Genomic DNA, 20441 nt, shown 5'->3' with positions numbered 1-20441 from the left:
AGGCGACCGACGCGCGCCGTGCGTCCGTCGAGAGGCGGAGCGCAGCGTCCCCGACGGCCGTCGGTAGGCTGGGAGGATGGTCTCGCCCGGCATCCTCCTCGTTGACAAGCCCGCTGGGCTGACCAGCCACGACGTCGTCGCACGCACCAGACGCGCTTTCGGAACGCGCAAGGTCGGTCACGCGGGCACGCTGGATCCGATGGCGACTGGCCTGCTCGTCATCGGCATCGAAGGGGCGACGCGTCTGCTGACGTACATCGTCGGGGCCGACAAGACGTACGCCGCGACGATCCGTCTCGGGCAGACGACCGGCACCGACGACGCCGATGGGGAGATCATCGTCCAGGCGCCGTCCGATGCATGGGCCGACGTCACGGAGGAGCGCATCGCCGACGGCATCCGTTCGCTCACCGGGCGGATCTCGCAGGTCCCGAGCTCGGTGTCCGCCATCAAGGTCGACGGCAGGCGCGCCTACGATCGCGTGCGCGCGGGTGAGGAGGTCGTGCTCGCCGCGAGAGAGGTGACGGTGTCCCGCTTCGACGTGCTGGCACGTCGCGACGGGGAGGGCGTCATCGACCTCGATGTGATCGTGGACTGCTCCTCCGGCACCTACATCCGCTCGCTCGCGAGGGACCTGGGATCGGGATTGGGTGTCGGCGGCCATCTGACAGCGCTCCGTCGCACGCGGGTCGGCGACTTCGACGTCGCGGATGCCGTCGGCATCGATGCCCTCGAGGGGACGCCCACTCTCACACCCGCGCAGGCGGCGGCACGGGTCCTGCAGCCGCTCGACGTCTCGGCGGAGGATGCGAGGGATCTGCGCCACGGCAAGAGGCTGCCGGGACAGGCGTCGCGACTCGACGGAGTTCTGGCCGCCGCGATCGATCACGACGGCGTTCTCGTCGGGGTCGTGGAGAAGCGCGGTGCAGACCTCAAGAGCGCGATGAACATGCCGGAGGTCGCACGATGATCCTGTGGCTGACCATCGTCCAGATCGTCGTCGCGGTCGGCGCCGGCGTGTTCTGCATCTCGGCCGGACTCGCGGGCCGCCGCCCCAGCGATTTCACGGTCGGAGCTCTCGCCGCCGTCGAGGCGCTGCTGATCGTGCAGGTCGTGGTCTCGATCGTGGCGCCGCTGGCGGGGAACCCGCCGACGGGAGATCTCCTCGAGTTCTGGGTGTATCTGGTGTCCGCCGTCCTCCTGCCGATCGGCGCCGTGCTGTGGGCCCTGATGGAGCGCAGCAGATGGAGCACGGTGATCCTCGGCGTCGCCGCGTTCGCCATCGCGATCATGGTCTGGCGCATGCACGCGATCTGGACGATCCAGGTCGTCTGAGCGCGAATCCCGACGCATCCACCCGCAACTAGGATGGATCGAGCTATGAGCACCACCGAACCCCCTTCTCGGATGACCGGCATCGGCCGTGTCCTCGTGATCGTCTACGCCGTCATGGCGCTGGCGGCGACCGGCCGCAGCTTCGTGCAGATCCTCCGCCGGTTCGACGAGGCCCCGTTGGCGTATTCACTGTCCGCACTGGCCGCCGTCGTCTACATCCTCGCGACGCTCGCCCTCGTGCTCGCCAAGAGGCGCGGGTGGTACACGGTCGCATGGATCGCGATCGTGTTCGAGTTGACGGGTGTCCTCGTCGTCGGTGCGCTCAGTCTGCTCATGCCGGATCTCTTCCAGCACGAGACTGTGTGGTCCCTCTTCGGGCGGGGGTATCTGTTCATCCCGCTCGTGCTCCCCGTCTTCGGCATCTGGTGGCTGCGCACGCATCGACCGGCGCCGGTCGCCCAGGAGGAGTCCGCCGAGGTGACCGCATGATCGTCTTCCGGGATCCGCTCGAGGTGCCGGCCGATTTCGGCCCCTCGGCCGTCGCGATCGGCAAGTTCGACGGCGTCCACGCCGGGCACCGCGCGGTCATCCGCCGTCTGAAGCAGCAGGCCGAGGCCTCGGGGGCGCGCGCGGTCGCGGTGACCTTCGACCGGAACCCGCTCGCCGTGCTGCGCCCCGACCTCTGCCCGGAGAACGTCGTCACGATCGAGCGCAAGCTCGAGCTCCTGAGCGAGCTGGAGATCGACGCGACCCTGATGCTGACCTTCGACGCGGAGCTCGCCGCCCGGAGCGCGGAGGACTTCGTCGCCGACATCCTGGTGTCGGCGCTGAAGGTCTCCACCGTGCTGGTCGGAGACGACTTCCGGTTCGGACGCGGAGGGGCCGGCACCCCGGCCCTGCTGGCCGAGCTGGGCCCGCGGTTCGGATTCACCGTGGAGGTCGTCGACGACGTCTTCCTCGAAGGATCGGACCGTCGCGTCTCCTCGACCTGGATCCGCGAGCTCCTCATGGCCGGTGACGTCGCCGCGGCCGCCGAGGTGCTCGGCCGTCACGTGGACGTGCGCGGCGAGGTCGTGCACGGGCTGAAGCGCGGACGTGAGCTCGGCTTCCCCACGGCCAACCTGTCGACGATCACCGACGCCTTCGTCCCGGCCGACGGCGTCTACGCCGGATGGCTGGTCGACCACGACACCGGCATCCGCCACCGGTCGGCGATCTCCGTCGGCACCAACCCGACCTTCGACGATGTCCTGGTGCGTCAGGTCGAGGCTCATGTCATGGGGGAGACGGAGCTCGACCTCTACGGACACGACGTCACCGTCGAGTTCGTGGAGCGCCTTCGCGGCATGGTCGCGTTCGAGGGCATCGAGAAGCTGAAGCAGCAGATGGCGGCCGACGTGGACGACGCGCAGCGGGTGCTCGACACCCGGGGCGCATGAATTCTCCGTGTCCTGCCGCGCCGACGTCGAGACGTATGGCGTAGACTGACGATCGGTTCCCGGTGATCCTCGCACGTCCTTCGTGCATCGACGGGAATCAGTACCACTGTTCGTACGGTCCTGGTAACGATTCGCCGACACCGGTGAGATCTCGCGCCACACGCGGACATCGAGACGGCTTCGGCGCACATCGGCACCGCGGCCCTCACGCTCAGGAGGAGCATGCCGACCACGGCGACCGCCGCCACGCGGCGAAGGAAGACGTCCCGTCGCGACGATGAGGCCCCCCTCATCCCGATCCTCGCGCGCAAGGTGCGCGAGATCGAGGCGAAGTCGCAGCGAGGGAAGCTCGGACCGACGAACCGCGTCAAGTTCCAGGTCATCGCCTTCCTGGTGCGCGAAGAGCGCGCCAGGGTCAAAGCGGATGCTGAGATCGGCGATGCCGCACGCTCCGAGCTGCTCAAGCGGCTCGACGGCGTCGCGACGATCCTCGCCAAGACCGCGGCGAGGGACACGTCGCTGATCCAGCTCCTCGAAGCGGACCAGGCCACGTCGCCGGTCGCCAAGCGCATGCGCAGGGACTGGCTGCTCGAGTCCGGCGCCGAGCTCGCTCCGGAGGAGCTCATCATCGCCGACGTCGCGCCCGTGCAGGCTCCGGTCGTCCCGGCCGCGATCGCGGAGCGTCAGGTGACCCCGCCGTCCGTCGAGTCGCGCCAGCTCGCGAACCCGTTCCTCGCTCCCGACCTCACGCCCCGTGTGACCACGACCCCGCGCCGCCGTCTGGACGGCTGGGAGCTGATGGGTCCGCTCTACAAGGCGTTCGAGACCGGTGCAGGCGGATCCGCCGCGTCCATGGACCTTCCCCCCGCGCCGGAGTTCGACCACCTGTCGCCCAAGGGCCTCGAGATCATGGTCCACCAGTCGCGGTTCCTCGAAGCCGTGCGCGCCGGGCACCGCAGCTTCCTGCTGGCCGACGAACCCGGACTCGGCAAGACCGCGCAGTCCATCCTCGCGGCCTCCGTCGCCGGTGCGTATCCGCTGCTCGCCGTGGTCCCGAACGTCGTCAAGATGAACTGGGCGCGGGAGGTCGAGCGGTGGACTCCGCAGCGTCGCGCGACCGTCATCCAGGGTGACGGCGCCGACATCGACGCCTTCGCGGACATCTTCATCGTCAACTACGAGATCCTCGACCGGCATCTCTCGTGGCTCGCGTCGATCGGCCTGCGCGGCATGGTCGTCGACGAGGCGCACTTCATCAAGAACCTCTCGTCGCAGCGTTCCCAGAACGTCCTCTCGCTCGCGTCGCGCGTGCGGGAGCGGACTCCCGGCGGCAACCCGCTGATGCTGGCCCTCACCGGAACCCCGCTGATCAACGACGTCGAGGACTTCGACGCGATCTGGCGCTTCCTGGGATGGACCACCGGCGAGAAGCCGGGACCCGAGCTGATGGAGAAGCTCGACGCGACCGGCTTCACGCCCGCCGACAAGTCGTTCTACCCCGAGGCCCGCGACGCCGTCATCTCCATGGGAATCGTGCGCCGCAAGAAGAAGGACGTCGCCGCCGACCTCCCCGACAAGCTCATCGCCGACCTCCCCGTCCAGCTGGACGACGAGTTCGGCCGCAGCATCCGCCAGGCGGAGCGCGAGCTCGGCGAACGGCTCGCCGTCCGCTACCGGCGGATCATCGAGGCCCGCGGAGATCGCGGTCTCGCGCCGGGAGAGATCGACGACGACATCGTCCGTCTCGTCGCGCAGAACGAGCTCGAGGAGTCCAAGGCGGCGGGAACGGGCGGGGACAACGTCTTCACGATGGTCCGCCGCATCGGCCAGGCGAAGGCTCAGCTCGCCGCGGACTACGCCGCGCAGCTGCAGCGCTCGGTGGGCAAGGTCGTGTTCTTCGCGAAGCACATCGACGTCATGGACCAGGCCGAGGCGCACTTCGCCGCCGCCGGCATCCGCGCCGTCTCGATCCGCGGCGACCAGACCACCGCCGCGCGTCAGCAGGCGATCGACGACTTCAACGGCGACCCCGCCGTCGGCATCGCGGTCTGCTCGCTCACCGCAGCGGGCGTCGGACTGAACCTCCAGGCGGCCTCGAACGTCGTGCTCGCCGAGCTGTCGTGGACGGCGGCGGAGCAGACGCAGGCGATCGACCGCGTGCACCGCATCGGGCAGGACGAGCCGGTCACCGCGTGGCGGATCATCGCCGCGCACACGATCGACACCAAGATCGCCGAGCTCATCGACCAGAAGCAGGGGCTCGCGGCCCGCGCGCTCGACGGCGAGGCCGTCGACGACGTGGCGGGGGAGCCCGTGCAGCTGGCGGCCCTCATGCACCTGCTGCGACAGGCCCTCGGCGCCGTCTGACGAATGGGCGTTAAGAACCTCGGTTCTTAACGCCCATTCGCGTCGTATTCGGCACGACTCTCGAACTTCTGCGGTTTCGTCTCGAATCGACCGTAAGATTCTCCGTTTTCACCGCCCGGAATGGCGCTCCATCGTTCTGGGGCGCTAGTGTCGTTCGCAGGCAACGTCGCCTTCCCCTCACTTACCCGAACAACCGAAGGCGGCAGCATGAAGATCGGCATCCTGACGAGCGGTGGCGACTGCCCCGGACTCAACGCGGTCATCCGCGCGATCGTGCTCAAGGGAACCCGTGCGTACGACCTCGAGTTCGTCGGCATCCGCGACGGCTGGCGAGGTGTCGTCGACGGCGACTTCTTCCCCCTGACCCGCCACGACGTGAAGGGTCTGTCGAAGGTCGGCGGCACCATCCTCGGGACCAGTCGGACCAATCCCTACGAGGGAGTCCGCGGCGGCGCGGAGAACATCGCCAAGACGCTGTACGGGCACAAGATCGACGGCATCATCGCGATCGGCGGCGAGGGCACGCTCGCCGCCGCCGACCGTCTCGCGAAGGACGGCATCAACGTCATCGGCGTGCCGAAGACGATCGACAACGACCTCCGTGCGACCGACTACTCGTTCGGCTTCGACACGGCCGTGAACATCGCCACCGACGCGATGGACCGCCTGCGGACCACGGGAGACTCGCATCGCCGCTGCATGGTCGCCGAGGTCATGGGACGCCACGTCGGCTGGATCGCCCTGCACGCCGGCATGGCGGCCGGCGCCCACGTCATCTGCATCCCCGAGGTCCCGATGTCGCTCGAGGAGATCTGCGAGCTCGTCACGAGCGCTCACGACCGCGGCCGTGCTCCGCTCGTCGTCGTGTCCGAGGGATTCAAGCTCCGCGACATGGACGAGGCCTACAGTGACAAGGGCCTCGACGCCTTCAACCGTCCGCGCCTGGGCGGGATCGGGGATCAGCTCGCCCCCGAGATCGAGCGCATCACCGGAATCGAGACCCGTGCCACGATCCTCGGGCACATCCAGCGCGGCGGTGCGCCGTCCGCCTTCGACCGCGTTCTCGCGACGCGCCTCGGCATGCACGCCGCGGATGCCGTCGTCGATGCCGCGTGGGGTCAGATGGTCGCCATGCAGGGCACCGAGATCGTGCGGGTTCCCTTCGCCGACGCTCTCGGCGAGCTGAACACGGTTCCCCAGGTCCGCTACGACGCCGCGGCCACGCTCTTCGGTTGAGCTTGGGCTGGGTTCTGCCTGTCCGGTTCCGGCAGGCTGCCTGAGGTCCGGAAGATCGCCCGAGTTCCGGATGAATCCGTCGTCGGCATCCGGATCTCGGGAGGGATGCCGGAACTCAGCGCGTCAACCGGCGAGGTGCAGCCCCTGGGCGATCGCCATCCGAACGACGTCGCGCACGTACTCCGCTCGGAAGAACACCTGCTGGTAGTCGAAGCGGAGCACGGTGTACCCGCGCAGCCTCAGACGGGCGTCGGCCTCGAGGTCCCGACGTCGTGCCGCGGCGCCGTGGTGGGCGAAACCGTCCAGCTGCACGATCAGCCGATCGCCGATCAGCGCGTCGACGGGGTGACCGTCGATCCAGACCTGTTGTCGCACGCTGACCCCGATCCCCTGCATGATCTCGACGAACTCGGTCTCGAGCCCTGAGTCCGAGAGCGCCGTCGCGCGCGAGGCGAGGCTCCTCTCGAGCCGCCCCCGCCAGGAGACGCGTTCGAGCACCTGAGGGGCGATCAGCCTCTTGTTGAGGGCGGAATCCCAGATCGCCAGCGCGGCTGAGGGCTCCAGGCACTGCGCGACATGGTGCAGAACGTTGACGAGCGGTTCGGCTGGCGCGCGCCGACGGACGGGAGCAGGACCGTTCGACCAGTGGATCCGGACGCCGTCGAGCGCCATCTTCCCCGATCCTGCGGGCGCCATGACGTGCACGCGTGGGTCGGCCGGCGGGGCCCACAGGCCGAGGCGCCGCGCTTCGCTGATACAGGTGAGGCGCCCTCCCGCAGTGATCGCTCTGACGAGGTCGCCGTCGCAATCGGGGAGAGCGATCCAGGATCGGCGTACACGCAGCATCACACCTCGCTCGACGGCCGAGGCGAGCGCGTGCTTGCCGAACCCTGCGGCGTAGAGCTCAGAGGTGTGTGCGATCGCGTCGTGGAGACGCAGCCAGTCTTCGAGGAGCATCCGCACATTCTGCGGGAGCGGAGGTGCGTCGCAGGGCCCATAGCGCCACCTGTGGACGGATCCGTGAATCGCCTCCATTGTGGAGGAGAAGTGCGATCCGGCCGAGGTGCGGCACCTCGCCCGAGATCCGGATCGATCCGGCGCGGGCTTCCGCGTTTCGGTCGGATGTGCGGATCTCGGACTGCCCGGATGCCGCGGGCCGCCGGCATCCGGCGTCCGGTGTCCGGTGTCCGGCGGCCGGCGTCCGGGGTGCTACTCCGCCAGGCCGAGCACGTCCAGGATCCAGGCCAGCTCGAACGCGCGCTCGCGCCAGGAGTTGTACCGGCCGCTCACGCCGCCGTGGCCGGCGACCATCTCGCACTTGAGAAGGACGTCGGCCGCTCCCGCCTCGCGCAGACGCGCCACCCACTTCGCGGGCTCGACGTACATCACCCGAGAGTCGTTCAGCGAGGTGACGGCGAGGATGCGCGGGTAGTCGACGCCGTCGCGGACGTTCTCGTAGGGCGTGTAGGACTTCATGTACTCGTACACGTCGGCGCCGTGCAGCGGGTCGCCCCACTCGTCCCACTCGATGACGGTGAGGGGAAGCGAGGGGTCGAGGATGGTCGTGAGGGCGTCGACGAACGGAACCCCGGCGAGGATGCCCGCGAACGACTCGGGGGCGAGGTTCGCGACGGCGCCCATGAGCAGACCGCCGGCGCTCGCACCCTCCGCCACCAGTCGATCGGGTGAGGTCACGCCGCTCGCGATCAGATGCTCGGCGCAGGCCACGAAGTCGGTGAACGTGTTGCGCTTGTGCAGGAGCTTGCCGTCTTCGTACCACTGGCGCCCCATCTCGCCGCCGCCGCGGACGTGGGCGATCGCGAAGATCACGCCGCGGTCGAGCTCGGAGAGGCGCGCGACCGAGAAGCCGGGGTCGATGGAGTGCTCGTAGGAGCCGTAACCGTAGAGGTGGACGGGGCGGAGCGCCGCGCCGGGGTCGCCGAAGGACCTCTTCCACACGAGCGAGATCGGCACGCGGGTGCCGTCGGATGCCGTGGCCCACGCCCGCTCCTGTCCGTAGTCGGCGGGGGAGTAGCCGCCGAGCACGGCGACCTGCTTGCGCAGCACGAGTTCGCGGGTCGCGAGGTCGAGCTCGTACACGGTTCCCGGCGTCACGAAGGACGTGTAGCCGAGGCGCAGGAACGGCGCGTGCCACTCGGGATTGCCGCTGACGCCCGCCGAGTAGAGGGGCTCGTCGAAGGCGATGTCCTCGACGGCATCCGTGCCGTAGTCGAGCAGCGCCACGCGCTCGAGGCCTTCGCTGCGGTACTCGACGGTCGCGAAGTCGCGGAACGCGTCCATCCCGAGCAGCCGCCTCCCCGGACGGTGCGGGAGCACGACATGGCGCGCGCCCTGCGGAGCGGATGCCGCGACCGAGACGAGCTCGAAGTCGAGGGCATCCTGATTGTGCAGGATGTAGAGCCGGTCCTCGCCGTCGACGACGGCGTGCTCGACCGAGTACTCGACGCCCTCGCTGCGGGGCCAGACGATGGTCGGCTCAGCGGTGAGGTCACCGGACAGGTCGACGAGGTACTCCTCGCTCGTGATGCTCGAGCCGACGGCGATCACGAGGTACTTCCGGCTGCGCGTGATGCCCGCTCCGAGCCAGAACTTCTCGTCGGGCTCGTGGAAGAGGCGCAGATCGTCGGCGACGTCCGTGCCGAGACGGTGCAGCCACAGGGTGTCGGGGCGCCAGGCCTCGTCTCGGGTCGTGTAGAGGACGCCCGTGCCGTCGGGGGTGAAGAACGCACCGCCGGTGTTCGGGATCTCATCGGGCAGCGTCTCGCCGGTGACGAGGTCGCGGACCCGCACCGTGTACAGCTCATCGCCCTCGAAGTCGGTCGACCAGAGCAGCTTCGTCGCGTCGTCGGTGGTGTCGAACGCACCGAGTGAGAAGAACTCGTGCCCCTCGGCTTCGACGTTCCCGTCGAGCAGGACGCTCTCGCCCGGCACGGGCACACCAGGCTCGAGCAGCGGAGGAGTCCAGTCGTCTGCCACTGCGGCGGTGCGGCAGTGGATGCCGTACTGCGCCCCCTCCTCGGTGCGGCTGTAGTACCACCAGTCGCCCCGGCGCGTCGGCACGGACAGATCGGTCTCCTGGACGCGGCCCTTGATCTCCTGGAACAGACGCTCGCGCAGCGGTTCGAGGTGGGCCGTCTCGGCATCCGTGTGGGCGTTCTCCGCCTCGAGATGAGCGATGACCTCGGCGGACTCCTTGTCGCGCATCCATTCGTAGGGATCCTCGAAGGTGTCACCGTGGTGGGTGCGGAGTGTCGAGCGGCGGGCGGCGATCGGGGCATCAGTCACCGTTCCACGCTAGCCCAGGTCGAGTTGACCGGCCCCTGTGCGGGTGGGAGGATTTACCGGGGCCGGTTAACGGAAGTCAAACCCACGATGAACTCTTCGTTCGTCACGTCGATCCCGTCGACACGAATCTTCTTCCTCAACGACCGAAAGCGAACGGTGGAAACCGCAGCCCTCATCGTCGTGCTCGTCATCGCACTTGCACTGTTCTTCGACTTCACCAACGGGTTTCACGACACGGCCAACGCGATGGCGACGCCCATCGCGACCGGAGCCCTCAAGCCCAAGACCGCGGTGCTCCTCGCCGCTGGGCTCAACCTGGTCGGCGCGTTCCTCTCGACCGAGGTGTCGCAGACCGTCTCGCACGGCATCATCCGTGAGGAGGGGCTGCAGGATCAGGCGAGCATCTTCCTGCCGATGATCTTCGCCGGTCTCATCGGCGCGATCACCTGGAACATGCTGACCTGGCTGCTCGGCCTTCCGTCGAGCTCCTCGCACGCGCTGTTCGGCGGCCTGATCGGCGCGACCCTCGTCGGGGTCGGCGTCGGCGGCATCGACTTCGGAGCCGTGCTCTCCAAGATCATCCTCCCCGCGCTGATCGCCCCCGTCACGGCGGGGCTCATCGCGTTCGCCGCCACCAAGATCGCGTACTCGATCACGCGACGCTACGACAACAAGCCCGACGGACGCGACGGCTTCCGCTGGGGGCAGATCTTCACGTCGTCCATGGTCGCGCTCGCGCACGGAACGAACGACGCGCAGAAGACCATGGGCGTCATCACCCTCGCGCTCATCACCGTCGGCTGGCAGAGCCGCGACCAGGCGGACCCCTACCTGTGGGTCATCATCGCCTGTGCCGTGACGATCGCGCTCGGAACCTATCTCGGTGGCTGGCGGATCATCCGCACCCTCGGCAAGGGGCTCACGGAGGTCAAGCCCGCGCAGGGCTTCTCGGCGGAGAGCTCGACCGCGGCGACGATCCTCGCGTCGAGCTACTTCGGCTTCGCGCTCTCGACCACCCAGGTCGCCTCCGGATCGGTGATCGGATCCGGCCTCGGCCGCCGAGGATCCACCGTCCGCTGGCGCACAGCGGGGCGCATCGCGATCGGCTGGCTGCTGACCCTTCCGGCCGCCGGCGCGGTCGGAGCCTTCGCCGCCCTGCTGATCACCTGGCTCGGTCCCTGGGGCATCGCGATCGACACCGTCCTCGCTCTCGGCGTGATCATCGGCCTCTTCCTGCGCTCGCGCAAGGACGCAGTGACGCACGCCAACGCGATGAGCGATGTGGCGGAGTCCGGTCTCGCCGTCGAGCTTCCCGACACCCCGCCGCCCACGCGGAGGCAGCAGCGCATCGAGCAGGCGAAGGCGGAGGCCAAGGCGCGTGCAGCCGCCCGCGAGAAGGCGAAGGCCGACGCGAAGAAGGCCGCCGACGACAGGAAGAAGTCGTCGAAGGCCAAGTCAGCGAAGAAGGATGCTGCGGCATCGACCGGTGAGGAGTCGAAGTGAACGTCGTCATCGACTGGAACGCCTTCATCCTGGTGTTCGCCGCCGCACTGATCGGAGCGTGTGCTGTCGTCGGGTTCTACGCGATGGGCCTCCGTCTGCTCGTCCGCGGCGGGCATGCTCCCGTGGTGAGCCCCGCCGAGTTCACCGACGCGATCACGGTGATCACGGAGAAGGACCTCAAGCGCGCGGCCAAGCAGGCCGCCAAGGCGGCCAAGAAGAGTCCGCTCACCGACGCGCAGAAGCGCCTCTCCCTGGTCGGCGCCTACGCCTGTTTCGTCGTCTGCGCTCTCGCGGTGATCGGCGGCATCGCGCTGATCGTCATCGGCGGGCACTGACCCGCCAGGAGGATCAGCTCAGCAGACCGGCGACGAGGTCGTCGATCACGTCGTCGGTCGAGGTGTCCGGATCGATCGGAGTGGTCAGTCTGTCCAGCAGAAGACCGTCGATCGCGTAGTGGAACAGGGCGATCTCGCGTCGGCCGCCGGGGAGTCCGGCCGCGCTGTTGAAGGCGACGTCGCCATCGAAGCCCGCGCGCTGCCACGCGCCGAGGACGGCGGCGACCTCGGGCCGCCGGCTGCTCTCCAGGCGCAGTTCGAACAGGGCGATCGTGACCTCGCGATCGCCGGTGAGGCGACGGACGATGTCGCGGACGTAGTCGGCGAACAGCGCCCTGCTCGGGGCCTCCGAGGCTCGTCGGTCGAGGTCCTGGGCGGTCGGGGCGAGACGCTCGCCGATGCGCTCGACGAGTCCGGCGACGAGGGCGTCTCTGCTCCGGAAGTAGTTGGACGTGGTGCCCGTCGGCGCGCCGGCCTCGAGGTCGACGGCGCGGTGGGTGAGACCCCGTGATCCCTCGCGAGCGAGCACGGTGAGGCCTGCATCCGCCAGAGACCGGCGGCGGGTGTCGTTCTTCGCCATGCGCTCACTGTAGCGCAACCACTACAGCTGATGTACTCTTCATTCACGACAGATGTTGTGATTGGAGTAGTGATGCGAGAACTGGTCTACTACGTGGCCGTGAGCCTCGACGGCTTCATCGCCGGGCCTGAGGGGGAGTTCGACGCCCTCCTCAGCGAGGGCGATCACATGGCGGCGATCAACGAGCGCTTCGGGGACACCGTCCCCACCGCCATCGCCGAGGCGCAGGGGATCTCCCGCGACGGCGGAATGTTCGACACGGTGCTGATGGGGTGGAACACCTACGCCGTGGGTCTGCCGTTCGGCGTCACGAGCCCGTACCGGCACCTGCGCCAGATCGTGTTCTCCCGCTCGAACACGGCGAGCGGGGAGAACCTCGAAGTGACGGCGGATGATCCTGTCCGCGTGGTCAGGGATCTCAAGCAGAAAAGCGGCGGCGCCATCTGGCTCTGCGGGGGAGGCGCTCTCGCGGCGACCCTCGCCGACGAGATCGATCGCCTCGTGCTGAAGCGGAACCCGCTGCTGTTCGGCAGCGGCATCCCGCTGTTCGGCTCGCGCCCCTACCGCCCGGAGCGGTTCGACGAGATCGGGACGACGGCGTTCGGGTCGGGTGTCGTGCTGTCCGAGTACGTCCGCGCGACCGTCGAGTGACGGCGGGCGGCGGGGCGTCTGTCCCGCCGCCTAGGCTGGAGCCATGTCCGAGCCCCAGGGAGCCGAGTACGCGTTCGGCAGACACCGGCCCGCATCGCACGTGCTCATCCACGTCAGCGATCCGCACTTCCTCGCGGGTGGTGCGCGGCTGGGCGGGCGCTACGACGTGGAGGCGAACTTCGGGCGAACCCTCGACGCGATCCGCGCGGTGCACCCCCATCCGGCGGCCATCGTCATCACGGGTGACCTCGCCGACCTGGGGGAGCCCGACGCCTACCGCCGGCTCCGCGACGCCGTCGAACCGGTGGCGGACGCGCTCGACACCACTGTCGTCTGGGTCGCGGGCAATCATGACGAGCGCCCCGCGCTGCGGGCCGGTCTCCTCGATCTGAGCCCCACCGAGGAGCCGGTCACCGGCGTCTGGGACCTCGACGGACTCCGGCTGATCGCTCTCGACACCAGCGTGCCCGGCTGGCATCACGGGGACCTCGACCGCGCGCAGCTCGACTGGCTGGCCGATCTGCTCAGCGAGCCCGCCCCGCACGGAACGCTGCTGGCCATGCACCATCCGCCGCTGCCGAGTCATCTGCCGCTGTTCGACATCCTCGAGCTGAGGCATCAGGACGAGCTCGCCGAGATCGTCCGCGGCAGCGACGTGCGCGGCATCCTCGCCGGCCACCTGCACTACTCCTCGCACGGGATGTTCGCGGGCGTTCCCGTGAGCGTGGCGTCGGCGACGTGCTACACGATGAACGTGGCCCTGCCCGCGGCGGAGGTCAACGGGATGGACGCCGCTCAGGCGTTCCAGCTGGTGCACGTGCACCCCGACACGATCACGCATGCGGTGGTCCCCGTGACCGATGCCTACACCGGCACGTACTTCTCGCCGGAGTGGCTGGAGCGGATGGCGCGCCTCTCGCCCGAGCAACGGCTCGAGGCGTTCTCCCGCAAACGCGGTCGCTGAACGGGCGCGGCCGCGGCGCAGGCGTAGACTTGTGGCATCCCCCATACTTCTCACTCGCCACGACCCACAAGGATGTGACATGGCTTCTGCCGCGCCCTCCCTCACCCGTACAGAGACCGATTCCCTCGGGAGCATGGAGATCCCCGCCGACGCGTACTGGGGCATCCACACCGCCCGCGCCGACGCGAACTTCCCGATCACGAAGCGCCCGATCTCGGTGTACCCCGATCTGGTGGTCGCCCTCGCGATGGTCAAGCAGGCCAGTGCCCGCGCGAACCGCGAGATCGGCGTCCTCGACCACGAGCGCGCAGACCTGATCGATCGTGCGGCGCAGCGGGTGATCGACGGCGAGTTCCACGACCAGTTCACGGTCGGAGTCATCCAGGGTGGTGCAGGCACCTCGACCAACATGAACGCGAACGAGGTCATCACCAACATCGCGCTCGAGATGGCCGGACGGGAGAAGGGCGACTACGCCTTCCTGTCGCCGATCGACCACACGAACCGCAGCCAGTCCACGAACGATGTGTACCCGACCGCCGTCAAGATCGGACTGTCGCTGACGCTGCGCTCCCTGCTCGAGGAGCTCGACCTCCTCCGTCGTTCCTTCCTCGGCAAGTCCCGCGAGTTCCACGACGTCCTCAAGGTGGGACGCACGCAACTCCAGGACGCCGTGCCGATGACGCTCGGTCAGGAGTTCCACGGCTTCGCCACCACGCTCGGCTACGACCACTCGCGCCTCACCGAGAACGCGTCGCTGATGTTCGAGATCAACATGGGCGCGACCGCCATCGGCACCGGCATCACCACCCACCCCGACTACGCGCCCGCCGTGCTCAAGCACCTGCGCGAGATCACCGAGCTCGACCTCGTGACCGCCGGTGACCTCGTCGAGGCCACCAGCGACACCGGTTCGTTCATGTCGTTCTCCTCGACGCTGAAGCGCAATGCGATGAAGCTCTCGAAGATCTGCAACGACCTGCGACTGCTGTCGTCGGGGCCGCAGGCGGGTCTCGGCGAGATCAACCTCCCCGCCATGCAGGCCGGGTCCAGCATCATGCCCGGCAAGGTCAACCCCGTCATCCCCGAGGTCGTCAACCAGGTGGCGTTCGCCGTCGCCGGCGCCGACATGACGGTCACGATGGCCGCGGAGGCGGGGCAGCTGCAGCTCAACGCCTTCGAGCCCGTCATCGCGCACTCGATCTTCCAGTCCATCACCTGGATGCGCCAGGCCATGTGGACGCTCCGCGTGAACTGCGTCGACGGCATCACGGCCAACCGCGACCGTCTCGGTGCGATGGTGGGAGCCTCGGTGGGCGTCATCACGGCCCTCACCCCGTTCATCGGCTACGCGGCGGCCGCAGCCCTCGCGAAGACGGCGCTGCTGACGAACCGCAACGTCGCAGACCTCGTCGTGGAGGCCGGGCTGATGTCGCGCGACGAGGTCGCGAAGCAGCTCTCCCCGGCGCGTCTGTCCGGGCTCGAGGCCGTGACGGCGGCGATCCCGATCGTCACCCCGGACGACCTCGTAGAGATCTGATCCCTTCTCAGAACAGCCCCGGCGCACCGCGCCGGGGCTGTTCTGCGTTTCGGGAGCGGGGTGCGCGCGGCAGGGGTTGCCGATCGAGAATCTATGCGCTTAGATAGCAGGACATGCGAGTTTAAGCGCATAGATTCTGAGCGAGCGATTCGAGGAGGAAGACGTGAAGTTCACGAGCGTGCTGGGGGGAGTGGCGGCTCTGACCGCTGCAACCCTGCTGCTGAGCGGATGCGGGCGTACGGATGACGCCGCATCCGGACCCGGCGAGACGACGACGATCGACGACGGACCCGCGACGGGCACGATCTCGATCTGGGCCATGGGGGCGGAGGGCGAGGCCCTTCCCGACTTCGTGAAGGCGTTCCAGAAGGAGAATCCCGATGTGAAGATCGACGTGACGCCGATCCCCTGGGATGCCGCGCACAACAAGATCCAGACCGCCATCGCCGGCGGCAACACTCCCGACATCGCAATGATGGGGACGACCTGGATGGCCGACTTCGCCGACGCCTTCGCGACGGTTCCGGAGCAGATCTCCACCGACGGCTTCTTCGAGGGGGCCCTGAGCACGACGAAGGTGGGCGACCGCGCCGCGGGAGTGCCCTGGTACGTGGACACGCGCGTGCTCTACTACCGCACCGACATCGCGGAGAAGGCGGGCTGGAGCGAGGCGCCCAAGACCTGGGAAGAGCTGTCGCAGATGGCCGCCGACATGCAGAGCAAGGGCGGCTCCACGTGGGGCATGCGCCTGCCGGCGGGCAACGACTCCTTCCAGGGCGCCATGTGGATGCCGTGGTCGGCCGGGGCCGAGCTCACCGACGGCAAGAACTGGACTCTCGACACCCCCGAGATGACGAAGGGGCTGGAGTACTACCAGAGCTTCTTCACGGACGGCATCGCCGACCCGAACGTCGACACCTCTCCCGGCGCGACCGAGGCCGAGTTCGTCGACGGCACCGCGCCGATGGTCGTCGAAGGGCCGTTCCTGCGCGGCCAGCTCGAAGCCGTCGGCGGCGAAGGCTTCGCCGACAAGTACACGACGGCGGTGCTTCCGGCTCTCGACGGCTCCGTGTCTTTCAGCGGCGGGGCGAACCTCGTCGTGTTCGACGGCAGCGACAACGCGTCATCCGCATGGAAGCTCGTCGACTGGTTGAGCCAGCCGAAGACGCAGGCCGCGTTCTTCGAGGCGACCGGTGACCTGCCCGCATCCACTGCGGCGTGGAAGGAGTCGGCCGTCGCCGGCGATGCCGGACTCGCGACGTTCGGCACGCAGCTGGAGACCGCCAAGGCGCCGCCGGTGACGACGAGCTGGGTCAAGGTCGCTGCCAAGGGCGACCAGGCGCTGGAGGCCCTCCGTCGTGGGACGGGCGACGTCGCCGACGTGCTGAAGACGCTGCAGGGCGAAGCGGACACCATCGGGCTGGACTGAGCCGATGTCCGCATCCACCGCCACCGCCGAGAGGGCCGTCCGCGGCCCTCGCGGCGAGGGGAAACGAAGCCTGGGCGCGGTGCGTCGCAGGCGTCAGGCCTTCGTCGCCTGGGGCTTCGCCCTCCCGTTCGTCGTCGTGTTCGCGATCTTCATGCTGTTCCCGATCGTCGGATCGTTCGCGATGTCGTTCACCGATTTCACGGCGCGCGACATCAGGTCCCCGTTCGCGGTGAACTTCGTGGGTCTCGAGCAGTTCTTCACCCTGTTCGCCGACTCCCGATTCCTCACCTCCCTCGGGGTCACCGGCATCTTCGTGCTCGTCGGCATCCCGATCACGATGATCGTGGCTCTCGCTCTCGCTCTCGCGCTCAACAACGGGCGCGGACGGATCGTCTCGTTCTTCCGCGTGGGCTTCTACGCGCCCGTGGTGACGAGCATCGTGGCGATCTCCGTGGTGTGGCGCTACATCCTGCAGCCGGACGGGCTGCTGAACTCGGCACTCGCGCTGGTCGGAATCGACGGCCCCAACTGGCTCAACGACCCCGCCTTCGCGCTGCCATCGCTCATCATGATGGCGGTGTGGCGCAACGTCGGCACGCTCATGGTGATCTTCCTCGCGGGGCTCCAGGCCGTGCCGGAAGACGTGAACGAGGCCGCCACGATGGACGGCGCCTCACCCTGGCGTCGTCTCATCTCGGTGACGCTGCCGCTGCTCCGGCCGACTCTGCTCCTCGGGGCCGTCCTCATCTCCGTCGGCTACCTCCAGTTCTTCGAGGAGGCCTTCGTGATGACCAAGGGCGGCCCGCTGGACTCGACGCTCTCCGTCGCCTTCTACACGTATCAGCAGTTCGGCTTCGGGGAGTACGGACTCGCGTCGGCGGCGAGCTACGTGCTCTTCCTCGCGATCGCCCTGATCAGCCTGCTGCAGTTCCGGCTGCTCCGTTCGAAGGACTGACGCCATGACGACCTCCACGCTCGCCCCCGCTGCGGATGCTGCGGCGCACCGCCGTCCGAAGCGGCGCCGTTCGACGGGCCGCAGCGGCCGCGCTCTCACCTACACCGTCCTGGCCGTCGGACTCGTGCTGTGGCTGATCCCCTTCGTCTGGATGGTGCTGGGCTCCGTCAAGACGCAGGGGGAGATCCTCCGCCGACCGCCTACCTGGTGGCCGGAGAACCCCACGGGCGAGAACTTCGCCGCCTGGTTCGGTCCGCTCGACTTTGGTCACTTCTTCGTGAACAGCCTCGTCGTCGCGGTGGTCACCGTGCTCGGCAACATGGTGTTCTGCTCGATGGTCGGGTACGCGCTCGCCAAGATGGAGTTCCCCGGCAAGAAGGCGCTGTTCGGGCTCGTCATGGTCACCCTCATGGTGCCCGGCGTCGTCACGTTCGTCCCGCTGTTCGTCATGGTCTCCGCGCTCGGTCTGGTGAACACGTTCCCCGGACTCATCCTGCCGTTCCTGACGGCGCCGATCGGGGTGTTCCTCATGCGCCAGTTCATGCTCGGCATCCCCGAGCCGCTGCTGGAGGCGGCTCGACTGGACGGTGCAGGGGAGTGGCGCATCTTCACGCGCATCGTCATGCCGCTGTGCGGGCCGCCGCTGGCGACCCTCGGCATCCTCACGTTCCTGTCCTCCTGGAACAACTTCCTCTGGCCCCTCGTCGCAGCGCAGACGCAGGAGATGTACACGCTCCCCGTCGCCCTGTCGCTCTACTCGACGGGACAGAACGCGACCGACTACGGCCTGCTGCTCGCCGGCTCGGTCCTCGTCATCACGCCGATCCTCCTCCTGTTCGTCTTCCTGCAGCGCTGGTTCATCCGCGGTGTCGCGACGACCGGGCTGAAGTAGGCGGCATCTCTCGTCATCTCCCCGTCCCACGGAAAGCAGGACACGCATGAACCCCCACCTCCGCACGTCGAGCGACGGCGTCGAGTACCGCGATCTCAACGGAAACGGGACGATGGATCCGTACGAGGATCCGCGTCTGTCTCCCGCTGAGCGCACCGAGGACCTGCTCGGACGTCTGTCCGTCGAGGAGAAGGCCGGGCTGATGTTCCAGACGGTCATCGAGATCGGGCCCGACGGCGAGGTGCTCGAGACCCCGGGCGCGATCTCCAAGTCGCCGACATCGGATGTCGTGCTCCGCAAGCACCTCAGCCACTTCAACGTGCACGCCATGCGGACGGCGCGCGACGGGGCGCGCTGGAACAACAACCTGCAGCGCCTCGCCGAGCAGACGCCGCACGGCATTCCGGTCACGATCAGCACCGACCCGCGGCACGCCTTCGTGGAGAACACGGGAGTCGCCTTCTCCGCCGGTCCGTTCTCGCAGTGGCCGGAGGCGATGGGGCTCGCCGCGATCGACGACATCGACCTGATCCGGCGCTTCGCCGACACGGCGCGTCAGGAGTACCTCGCCGTGGGGATCCGTGCGGCGCTGCATCCGCAGATCGACCTGCCCACCGAGGCGCGGTGGGGGCGTCAGGCGCAGACCTTCGGCTACGACGCCGACCGCGTCTCCGAGATCACCGCGGCGTATCTGCAGGGCTTCCAGGGCGAGAAGCTCGGCGCGCAGAGCGTGGCGTGCACCACGAAGCACTTCCCCGGCGGCGGGCCGCAGCTGGACGGGGAGGACGCGCACTTCCCGTACGGGCGCGAGCAGGTCTACCCCGGCGGACGCTTCGAGGAGCATCTGAAGCCGTTCGTCGAGGCCATCAGGCAGGGCACCGCCGGCATGATGCCGTACTACGGCATGCCCGTCGATCTTGTGCGCAACGGCGAGCGCATCGCCGAGGTCGGCTTCGGGTACAACCGTCAGATCATCACTGACCTCCTCCGCGAGGAGCTCGGCTACGACGGCGTCGTCGTCACCGACTGGGAGCTCGTCAACGACAACCACGTCGGAGATCAGGTGCTGCCGGCGCGGGCATGGGGCGTCGAGCATCTCACGCCGATCGAGCGCATGCGGATGCTCCTCGACGCGGGCGCCGACCAGTTCGGAGGGGAGGAGTGCGTGGAACTGCTCCTCGAGCTCGTCGCGTCCGGTGCGGTTCCGGAGGCGCGGCTCGACGAGTCGGTGCGGCGGATCCTGCTCGTGAAGTTCCAGCTGGGCCTGTTCGACGACCCGTTCGTCGATGAGGACGAGGCCGAACGCATCGTCGGCTCGGCCGCCTTCCGCGCGGAGGGCTTCCGGGCGCAGGCGGAGTCGGTCACCGTGCTCGAGAACCGCGACGGGGTGCTTCCGCTCTTCGGCGGCGCGCGCCTCCGTGTGTATGCGGAGGGAGTGCGCGAGAGTGCGCTGGACGAGTACGCGGGCTCGGTGCCGCGTCCGGAGGACGCGGATCTCGCGATCGTGAGGATCGGAGCACCGTTCGAGCCGCGCGACGACCTCTTCCTCGAACGATGGTTCCATCAGGGGTCCCTGGAGTTCCCTCCCGGACTGGTCGTGCGCCTGCAGCGCATCGCCGCGCACTGTCCGCTCGTGGTGATCGTGAACCTCGACCGCCCCGGCATCCTCACCCCGCTCGTGCCCTTCGCGTCCGCGCTGGTCGTCGACTTCGGCAGCTCGGACGAGGCGGTGCTCGCGGCGCTCTCCGGGAGGGTCGCGCTCCGCGGAACCCTGCCCGTGGAGATACCCCGGTCGATGGAGGCCGTGCGCCGATCGAGGGCCGATGTTCCCGGGGACACCGCTGATCCGCTGTACCCGCTGCGCAGCGGACTCACCCTGAGCTGACGGCGGCCGGAGTCTGCGGCCGTC

Annotated in this window: 18 protein-coding genes; 15 read left to right on the top strand and 3 right to left on the bottom strand. The window is 68.5% G+C overall.

From position 1 onward, the window contains the following. Positions 1-76: 76 nt before the first annotated feature. From truB to CQ047_RS09535, 6 genes are all read left to right on the top strand, one after another. Positions 77-970 (top strand): tRNA pseudouridine(55) synthase TruB, encoded by an 894-nt coding sequence (truB, locus tag CQ047_RS09560; RefSeq protein ID WP_105674615.1) that lies wholly within the window; start codon positions 77-79, stop codon positions 968-970. Then, positions 967-1335, top strand: coding sequence for a hypothetical protein (locus tag CQ047_RS09555; RefSeq protein ID WP_105674613.1), 369 nt, complete (start codon positions 967-969; stop codon positions 1333-1335). The genes truB and CQ047_RS09555 overlap by 4 nt, the downstream gene beginning before the upstream one ends. A 45-nt stretch (positions 1336-1380) precedes the next feature. Beyond that, complete coding sequence (locus CQ047_RS09550) at positions 1381-1824, top strand: hypothetical protein (RefSeq protein ID WP_374197877.1); 444 nt, start codon at positions 1381-1383, stop codon at positions 1822-1824. After that, positions 1821-2774 (top strand): bifunctional riboflavin kinase/FAD synthetase, encoded by a 954-nt coding sequence (locus CQ047_RS09545; protein ID WP_105674609.1) that lies wholly within the window; start codon positions 1821-1823, stop codon positions 2772-2774. Before CQ047_RS09550 ends, CQ047_RS09545 begins: the two co-directional genes overlap by 4 nt. 222 nt (positions 2775-2996) lie before the next feature. Beyond that, entirely contained in the window at positions 2997-5141 is a 2145-nt protein-coding gene (locus tag CQ047_RS09540) for a DEAD/DEAH box helicase (RefSeq protein ID WP_105674607.1), read from the top strand. Positions 5142-5348: 207 nt separating this feature from the next. Continuing rightward, positions 5349-6377, top strand: coding sequence for an ATP-dependent 6-phosphofructokinase (locus tag CQ047_RS09535; RefSeq protein WP_105674605.1), 1029 nt, complete (start codon positions 5349-5351; stop codon positions 6375-6377). Positions 6378-6500: 123 nt separating this feature from the next. Here CQ047_RS09535 and CQ047_RS09530 read toward each other — a convergent pair whose 3' ends face one another. Both CQ047_RS09530 and CQ047_RS09525 read right to left on the bottom strand, forming a co-directional pair. Beyond that, a complete protein-coding gene (locus CQ047_RS09530) occupies positions 6501-7334 on the bottom strand; it encodes an endonuclease domain-containing protein (RefSeq protein WP_105674603.1) in 834 nt (277 codons plus the stop codon). Between the two features lie 252 nt (positions 7335-7586). Next, positions 7587-9683, bottom strand: a complete 2097-nt coding sequence (locus tag CQ047_RS09525; protein WP_105674601.1) for a S9 family peptidase — start codon at positions 9681-9683, stop codon at positions 7587-7589. Positions 9684-9839: 156 nt separating this feature from the next. Here CQ047_RS09525 and CQ047_RS09520 point away from each other — a divergent pair, with 156 nt between their 5' ends. Together CQ047_RS09520 and CQ047_RS09515 are read left to right on the top strand one after the other, a co-directional pair. Then, entirely contained in the window at positions 9840-11186 is a 1347-nt protein-coding gene (locus CQ047_RS09520) for an inorganic phosphate transporter (RefSeq protein ID WP_105674718.1), read from the top strand. Further along, the gene (locus CQ047_RS09515) at positions 11183-11521 is read left to right on the top strand and encodes a peptidase (protein ID WP_105674599.1); all 339 of its coding nucleotides are present in this window, start codon (positions 11183-11185) and stop codon (positions 11519-11521) included. The genes CQ047_RS09520 and CQ047_RS09515 overlap by 4 nt, the downstream gene beginning before the upstream one ends. 13 nt (positions 11522-11534) lie before the next feature. Here the strand turns inward: CQ047_RS09515 and CQ047_RS09510 are convergent, their stop codons facing one another. Then, complete coding sequence (locus CQ047_RS09510; protein WP_105674597.1) at positions 11535-12101, bottom strand: TetR/AcrR family transcriptional regulator; 567 nt, start codon at positions 12099-12101, stop codon at positions 11535-11537. Positions 12102-12173: 72 nt separating this feature from the next. Between CQ047_RS09510 and CQ047_RS09505 the strand changes: the two genes are divergently transcribed. The 7 genes from CQ047_RS09505 (at position 12174) to CQ047_RS09475 (ending at position 20417) form a co-directional block, all read left to right on the top strand. Further along, positions 12174-12752: a dihydrofolate reductase family protein gene (locus CQ047_RS09505; RefSeq protein ID WP_105674595.1), complete on the top strand. Its 579-nt coding sequence runs from the start codon at positions 12174-12176 to the stop codon at positions 12750-12752. A 43-nt stretch (positions 12753-12795) separates the two neighbouring features. Continuing rightward, positions 12796-13716, top strand: a complete 921-nt coding sequence (locus tag CQ047_RS09500; protein WP_105674593.1) for a metallophosphoesterase — start codon at positions 12796-12798, stop codon at positions 13714-13716. A gap of 79 nt (positions 13717-13795) precedes the next feature. Beyond that, positions 13796-15256: an aspartate ammonia-lyase gene (locus tag CQ047_RS09495; RefSeq protein WP_105674591.1), complete on the top strand. Its 1461-nt coding sequence runs from the start codon at positions 13796-13798 to the stop codon at positions 15254-15256. A 163-nt stretch (positions 15257-15419) separates the two neighbouring features. Then, entirely contained in the window at positions 15420-16685 is a 1266-nt protein-coding gene (locus tag CQ047_RS09490) for an extracellular solute-binding protein (RefSeq protein ID WP_105674589.1), read from the top strand. A gap of 4 nt (positions 16686-16689) precedes the next feature. Next, positions 16690-17640: a carbohydrate ABC transporter permease gene (locus CQ047_RS09485; RefSeq protein ID WP_105674587.1), complete on the top strand. Its 951-nt coding sequence runs from the start codon at positions 16690-16692 to the stop codon at positions 17638-17640. 4 nt (positions 17641-17644) lie between these two features. Next, positions 17645-18532 carry a carbohydrate ABC transporter permease gene (locus CQ047_RS09480; RefSeq protein WP_105674584.1) on the top strand — a complete coding sequence of 296 codons (888 nt, stop codon included), beginning with the start codon at positions 17645-17647 and terminating at the stop codon, positions 18530-18532. Positions 18533-18578: 46 nt separating this feature from the next. Beyond that, positions 18579-20417 (top strand): glycoside hydrolase family 3 protein, encoded by a 1839-nt coding sequence (locus CQ047_RS09475; RefSeq protein ID WP_105674582.1) that lies wholly within the window; start codon positions 18579-18581, stop codon positions 20415-20417. The last annotated feature ends 24 nt before the right edge of the window (positions 20418-20441 follow it).

The sequence above is a fragment of the Microbacterium sp. MYb72 genome (assembly GCF_002979415.1).
Classification (GTDB): domain Bacteria; phylum Actinomycetota; class Actinomycetes; order Actinomycetales; family Microbacteriaceae; genus Microbacterium; species Microbacterium natoriense.
Note: the sequence above shows the minus strand (reverse complement) of the source record. Positions and strands in the feature narration are given on the sequence as shown.

Bases quoted from the DNA above. Each gene is read 5' to 3' on its own strand.
- CQ047_RS09545 (WP_105674609.1), top strand. From the start codon at position 1,821: ATGATCGTCTTCCGGGATCCGCTCGAGGTGCCGGCCGATTTCGGCCCC.
- CQ047_RS09550 (WP_374197877.1), top strand. From the start codon at position 1,381: ATGAGCACCACCGAACCCCCTTCTCGGATGACCGGCATCGGCCGTGTC.
- truB (WP_105674615.1), top strand. From the start codon at position 77: ATGGTCTCGCCCGGCATCCTCCTCGTTGACAAGCCCGCTGGGCTGACC.
- CQ047_RS09540 (WP_105674607.1), top strand. From the start codon at position 2,997: ATGCCGACCACGGCGACCGCCGCCACGCGGCGAAGGAAGACGTCCCGT.
- CQ047_RS09485 (WP_105674587.1), top strand. From the start codon at position 16,690: ATGTCCGCATCCACCGCCACCGCCGAGAGGGCCGTCCGCGGCCCTCGC.
- CQ047_RS09475 (WP_105674582.1), top strand. From the start codon at position 18,579: ATGAACCCCCACCTCCGCACGTCGAGCGACGGCGTCGAGTACCGCGAT.
- CQ047_RS09535 (WP_105674605.1), top strand. From the start codon at position 5,349: ATGAAGATCGGCATCCTGACGAGCGGTGGCGACTGCCCCGGACTCAAC.
- CQ047_RS09505 (WP_105674595.1), top strand. From the start codon at position 12,174: ATGCGAGAACTGGTCTACTACGTGGCCGTGAGCCTCGACGGCTTCATC.
- CQ047_RS09480 (WP_105674584.1), top strand. From the start codon at position 17,645: ATGACGACCTCCACGCTCGCCCCCGCTGCGGATGCTGCGGCGCACCGC.
- CQ047_RS09495 (WP_105674591.1), top strand. From the start codon at position 13,796: ATGGCTTCTGCCGCGCCCTCCCTCACCCGTACAGAGACCGATTCCCTC.
- CQ047_RS09530 (WP_105674603.1), bottom strand. From the start codon at position 7,334: ATGCTCCTCGAAGACTGGCTGCGTCTCCACGACGCGATCGCACACACC.
- CQ047_RS09500 (WP_105674593.1), top strand. From the start codon at position 12,796: ATGTCCGAGCCCCAGGGAGCCGAGTACGCGTTCGGCAGACACCGGCCC.
- CQ047_RS09555 (WP_105674613.1), top strand. From the start codon at position 967: ATGATCCTGTGGCTGACCATCGTCCAGATCGTCGTCGCGGTCGGCGCC.
- CQ047_RS09510 (WP_105674597.1), bottom strand. From the start codon at position 12,101: ATGGCGAAGAACGACACCCGCCGCCGGTCTCTGGCGGATGCAGGCCTC.